Below are 3438 nucleotides of genomic sequence, written 5' to 3'. Positions count from 1 at the left end.
TATGTTTTATCTCTATTACCCGAGCACTTTTGCTAAAGATTCTATAATCAAGTCCAAAGTGAAAGTTATTTTAGTAGTCTCGGTAGTTTTGATTGATGATGTGGTATAGATTATGCTTTTTACTATATTCAATAGCCCTATTCATATCTTGTTCCATTCTTTGTGTGTCCATACTAGCAAATTTGGCAGTTATAAAATGTGGCAAGTCTTTGTATGCTTTATACATAAGATTATCTCGCCAATATTCCATTATTCATAATACTTTCTTTAAGCATTGCTCCAAGTATTACAAATGGAGAGCAAGCCATTATATCCACTAGCAATAATCCAATCAACAATGAAGTCATAACAAATATAATAATATTTTGTGTCAATCCAAAATGAATACCTGATGTGTTATTGCATAAATGAAATTTTAATAGCATTCCATAGATTTGCATTCCCCCACCACTTATAAATGTCAGCAAAATCAAAAAAATTGCCCTTATGCCTTCTTTGGTATATATAATGATTGCGTAATACAAACACACAGCTACTATTCCGCATATACAGCCAAATAAAAAACTTTTACAAGCAAATATTCTATAAAAAAAGGCTATTTGATTGATGTGTTTTACCACAAAGAATGCCATAAAGAAATAAAATATCCAGCCCATTAGTAAGATGAAATAATTTTGATAGACATAAAAATAAATAAAACTCATAATCTACTTACTTCAAAGATAATTTTTAAATCTTCGTTTTTTATCATTTCTATCACCTTAGCATTCTTGCTAAAGATTCTATAATCAAGTCCAAAGTGAAAGTTATTTTGGTAGTCTTGGTAATTTTGATTGATGATGTAGTATTTGTTTTGTTGTGCTGATTGTTTGATGGTGGTTTGCATTATCTACCCCCAAGACCAATTAATGAAGTGCCATAAAATAAAATAAAAAATGGACTAGCAATTACATTATCTACAAATATAATACAGAATATAAGAAATACAAAAAGAGATTCTAGAATATTCATTTTATGCTTAGAATCTGTGTTTAAAACAGGAAGTAAAGTTAGAGTAATTGTTGTTATCCCTGTGGCTGCAATATTTAGCAACAAAAGCCAATCCCACCCAAAATATAAAATCGCACAAGTTGTGCCTAATAAAATCGTAATAATCCATAGCATAAAAAATCGTTTTGCATAAAATATAGCATTGAAAAACTCTGTTTTATTCAACATACTGATAATAAAAGGCATAATGATAAAATAAAAAATCCAAGTAATGGCTAAAACTAAATTATCAAAATCAGATATTCCCTGCTTGAGCCACATATAAAGCAGCACCATTACAAAACCCCTAATTTCAAATTAACACAATTATTATGTTTTATCTCTATCACCTTAGCATTCTTGCTAAAGATTCTATAATCAAGTCCAAAGTGAAAGTTATTTTGGTAGTCTTGGTAATTTTGATTGATGATGTAGTATAGATTATGCTTTTTACTATATTCAATAGCCCTATTCATATCTTGTTCCATTCTTTGTGTGTCCATACTAGCAAATTTGGCAGTTATAAAATGTGGCAAGTCTTTGTATGTTTTATACACACTCAAGTGCTGCATAGACTCATACTGGTTGAAAGCCACTTCATTATAATCCCACATACCCACAGGCTGATAAGGTTCATCACTAAAATCAAAACTATCATAGATATAGCAAAGTAATTCATCAATAAAGCATTCTAAATAATTGGCTTGTTGTCCATTTCTTTTAATAGTAATTTTATGAGGCAGATAAAAAATACTAAATTTACCTGTAATTGCATAAAGAGCTATGGTGCTTTTAGAATAGGGAGAGCTATCTAAGAGTTGATTAAATTCTTGCTGTGATTTTCTCATCGTTTGGAAACCTGTCCAATAGTTACTCCATCTTTCCCCCTCTTTCATATCCACTCCCATATATCTAGCAAAGGTTTCATCTTGCAGGGGGTAGCTTTGTAAATGGATTCTAGCAAATTCGTGTGGTTTGCAGTCTGTGAGGAGCTTAAGGCGTTGATTATTGTATATAAATTCTTTTTTACTGTCTTTTATTATATTTGTATCTATTGGAACAAGAGTAGTGCAATCACGAACTCTAAATTTATCTTGATGTAGATTTTCTCTCTCTTGCATCTTATCTAAGATAAGAGCAATGAAAAACTCTTTTTCTACTAGGCTATCGTTATGAAATACATTGGCTATTTCTTGTCTTTGTGTTGTATTTTGGAGAAAATCTTTTATTTCGTTTTTGAAGTTTTCTGTAATAATATGCGTAGCATTCTCTTGAATATAAGTTGTGCTATTTTGTCTCTTGCCTAGAATCTTAGGCTCTAAATCTTTCATCATAGGAAACTTAAGATAAAGATTATCCCAATCTAGTTCAGCATAATATTCTATTGAATCTTCAATATGTTGTTTATAGGTAAGCTTTTTTAGTTTTATCTCATCAAAATTACTTAAAATTTCATACAAGCTACTATCATCAATGATTATATCTTTACTGCTTACATAACGCAAACCTTTATTTGCGGCATACTTATCTTTTGTTTTAAAGTTGTTTGGTATTTGGGGATTATCGTGCCATAGTCTTTGTAAAAGGTAACTTGTTCCCCAGCCCAAAATCTTAGCTTGGGCATTTAAGGTTTGCATTTCTTGAGAAAACCTTTGCTCCCCTTGAGTAAGAGTAGCATTTTTATTTGCTCTTAGCACTTCTGAGTGTGTGCCATCAATGACGATTTGAGGATAATCATTTACTTTTATAATTTGACATACTTTCCAATGAGGATTGTGTTTGTAAGCAAAAATAGCAACACTCTTATTGAGCCACTTCTGTGGTATGTTAAGATTTATGCTATCAGTTTTTGAAAGTTGCAGCGTATCGTTGTTGTAAGATAAAGGTTTATCAATTTTTTGAGTTGTAGGTATATTTGTTGGAATATAAGAATCTAAATTGCTAAATAAAATGTAATCCACATCTGTTGCTTTGCCTTGTTTATCATAATCATTCGTAGTTAGTTTCTTATATCCCCATTTTATTTCGTTATGTTTTACTTTATTTGTATCATATTCTGCTTTAAGCATTATCTTATCATTTGGTTTATAGAAGTTTTTTGTAATAGTATGTCCAATATCTTTTAATAGAAATTTATTATCTATAATAACCTTTTGCACAGCAAAGTTTGATAATTTAGGCTCAAATGTAGCACGACACAAACGCCCATACTCATAACTCCTGCATATTCTCCTATAATTATCTTTTGGCTTCATCTGATAATCTGGGTGATTGATTCTAATTTCAAAGCTTTGTGTATTTTCTCGTAGTTTCTCTATTTTGTCAAATATGACTTCTCCATTTATATTCGTTCTTTCATTGAGTGCAACATCGTATTTTTCTGCATTTTTTATGCCAATAAGTCTTACT

At 30.4% G+C, this 3438-nt stretch carries 4 protein-coding genes; all 4 read right to left on the bottom strand.

The window, feature by feature from the left end; genetic code table 11:
* Positions 1-230: 230 nt before the first annotated feature.
* On the bottom strand, positions 231-704 hold the full coding sequence (locus tag HCCG_RS10750; protein WP_002957576.1) for a hypothetical protein: 474 nt from the start codon (positions 702-704) through the stop codon (positions 231-233).
* Positions 701-886 carry a hypothetical protein gene (locus tag HCCG_RS10745; RefSeq protein ID WP_002957575.1) on the bottom strand — a complete coding sequence of 62 codons (186 nt, stop codon included), beginning with the start codon at positions 884-886 and terminating at the stop codon, positions 701-703. The genes HCCG_RS10750 and HCCG_RS10745 overlap by 4 nt, the downstream gene beginning before the upstream one ends.
* Complete coding sequence (locus HCCG_RS10740) at positions 886-1326, bottom strand: hypothetical protein (protein ID WP_002957574.1); 441 nt, start codon at positions 1324-1326, stop codon at positions 886-888. Before HCCG_RS10740 ends, HCCG_RS10745 begins: the two co-directional genes overlap by 1 nt.
* A partial coding sequence (locus HCCG_RS12665) for a DUF6402 family protein (RefSeq protein ID WP_230197957.1) occupies positions 1326-3438 on the bottom strand: 2113 nt, incomplete at its 5' end. The genes HCCG_RS10740 and HCCG_RS12665, both read right to left, overlap by 1 nt.

The organism is Helicobacter cinaedi CCUG 18818 = ATCC BAA-847, from assembly GCF_000155475.1.
Taxonomy (GTDB): domain Bacteria; phylum Campylobacterota; class Campylobacteria; order Campylobacterales; family Helicobacteraceae; genus Helicobacter_C; species Helicobacter_C cinaedi.
Note: the sequence above shows the minus strand (reverse complement) of the source record. Positions and strands in the feature narration are given on the sequence as shown.